At 75.2% G+C, this 1,968-nt stretch carries 2 protein-coding genes; both read right to left on the bottom strand.

From position 1 onward, the window contains the following. Positions 1-54: 54 nt before the first annotated feature. Complete coding sequence (locus E2C05_RS31390) at positions 55-1,017, bottom strand: Bug family tripartite tricarboxylate transporter substrate binding protein (protein WP_133223524.1); 963 nt, start codon at positions 1,015-1,017, stop codon at positions 55-57. A gap of 373 nt (positions 1,018-1,390) precedes the next feature. Continuing rightward, entirely contained in the window at positions 1,391-1,816 is a 426-nt protein-coding gene (locus E2C05_RS31385) for a RidA family protein (protein WP_133223523.1), read from the bottom strand. Positions 1,817-1,968: the final 152 nt, after the last annotated feature.

The raw sequence follows: 1,968 nt of genomic DNA, 5'->3' as shown, positions 1-1,968 counted from the left end.
CGTCGCCGGGCGGATGCGCGCGCCGCCGCCCCGCGCCGCGATCCGCCGCGGCGGTCAGCGGGCGCGCAGCCCCAGCGGCTCCAGCACCCCCTGCATGCGGGCGATCTCGCGCGGGATCAGCGCGGCGAATTCCGCCGGGGTGGTCCCCACCGCCACCAGCCCCAGATCGTCCAGCCGCCCGGCGACCGGCGGCGCGGCCAGGGCCGCCACCGCATCGCGATGGACGCGGTCGACGACCTCCGCCGGGATGCGCGCCGGGGCGATCAGGCCGAACCAGGCGACGGATTCGAAGCCGGGGAAGCCGCTCTCGGCGATGGTCGGCACCGCCGGCATGGTCGGGATCCGGTCGCGGGAGGATGCGGCGAGGCCGCGCAGCTCGCCGGCCTGCGCCCGCCGGATCACCGCCGCGCCGCCGATGACCACCGGCAGCCTGCCCTGCACCGCATCGGCGAACATCTGCCCCTCGTTCGGATACTGCACCGCGGTCAGGTCGATGCCGGCGGCCTGCTTCAGCATCTCCCCGGTCAGGTGCGTCGAGAAGCCGATGCCGGCATGGCCATAGGCAAGCTGCCCGGGCCGCGCCTTCGCCAGCGCGATCAGCTCCGCCAGCGTGGTGGCCGGCACCGAAGGATGCACCGCCAGCAGGTTGCGGGTCCTGAACACCAGGGTGATGGGGGTGAGGTCGCGGCGCGGGTCATAGGGCGTCGGCGGGTCCATGCTGACCCGCACCACCATGGCGCCGTCGCCGGTATAGCCCAGCGTGTAGCCATCCGGCGCCGCCTTCGCCACGCGGTCGACGCCGATGGTGGCGGAGGCGCCGGGGACATTCTGCACCACCACCGGCTGGCCCCAGGCGGCGGCCAGCCGCTCCGCCAGCAGCCGGCCGGACAGGTCGGGGGAGGAGCCGGGGCCGAAGGGGATGATGAGGGTGACCGGCCGCTCCGGCCAGGCGGCCTGCGCCGGTCGGAGGGGCGCGAGGGCGGCGAGCATGAGGGCGGCGAGCAGGGCGCGGCGCATGGCGGCCTCCGTCCGGGGGATGACGACGGCAGCGTGACGGTGGCAAGGCCCGGCATGCAAGCGACGGAAGGGGGGCAGGCCGGCCCAAGCCCCGCCGCACGGGATGCTCGCGGGGCAGGCGCATCCTGGCGGTCCACGTCCGATACCCGGCACGCCTCCCGCGGCCGGGACAGGGCGGCATCCCGGCCTGCGCGCGGCATTCGCCTCACCCGCCCGCGCCGGCGGGGCGGCGGCCCGGCGGGCGCCGGCGCCCCATATCCGGTCCCGTCACGGGATCCGACGAGGCCCGGTCGCCACGCGCGGCTGCGCACGGCCGCGGCGAAGGCGGCGCGGCACGCCGCGCCGTGGGGGACGGCCGGCCGGCAGCCGTCGCTCAGGGCAGCGCCACCACGGCCTCGACCTCGAACAGCATCCCATCCACCGCGAGCGTCGGCACCGGAACGAGGGTCTGCGCCGGCAGGGCGCCGCCGAACATCCCTGTCACCGCCTCGGTCAGCGCGCCGAGCTTCGGCATGTCGTGGTCGACGACGAACACCGTCAGCTTCACGACCTGGTTCGGGCGGGCGCGGAGTGCCTCGAGGACAGCGCCGAGATTGGCATAGGCCTGCGCCACCTGCCGCGCGAAATCGGGCGACAGGGCGCCCCTGGCGTCCTGCCCGCCCTGCCCCGAGACGAAGGCCAGCCGGCCGTTGGCGGGGGTGATCACCGCCGTGCTGTAGCCATGCGGCGTGGGATCGTGGAGAGGCGCGGGGTTGAACACGGTCGGCGCGGCGGCGCGGCCCGGATCGACGGAGGTCATTGCGAATGCCCTTGCTGTTGCGACGGCCGGGCCTTAGAGTCCGTCCGGGATCATGTTCTGGTTTGGCAGAGCCTTCGCAGCATGAGGCGGACGGAGGCCCAGCGCAGGAAGCACAGGCCTGACCGGTTCAGGCACTCCCAGTCCTTGGCGAG

It is taken from the genome of Paracraurococcus ruber (assembly GCF_004353985.1).
GTDB lineage: Bacteria > Pseudomonadota > Alphaproteobacteria > Acetobacterales > Acetobacteraceae > Paracraurococcus > Paracraurococcus ruber.
This window is presented reverse-complemented; position numbering and strand designations above follow the sequence as displayed.

Excerpts from the sequence above, each read along its gene's own strand:
- E2C05_RS31390 (WP_133223524.1), bottom strand. The coding sequence starts at position 1,017 with ATGCGCCGCGCCCTGCTCGCCGCCCTCATGCTCGCCGCCCTCGCGCCC.
- E2C05_RS31385 (WP_133223523.1), bottom strand. The coding sequence starts at position 1,816 with ATGACCTCCGTCGATCCGGGCCGCGCCGCCGCGCCGACCGTGTTCAAC.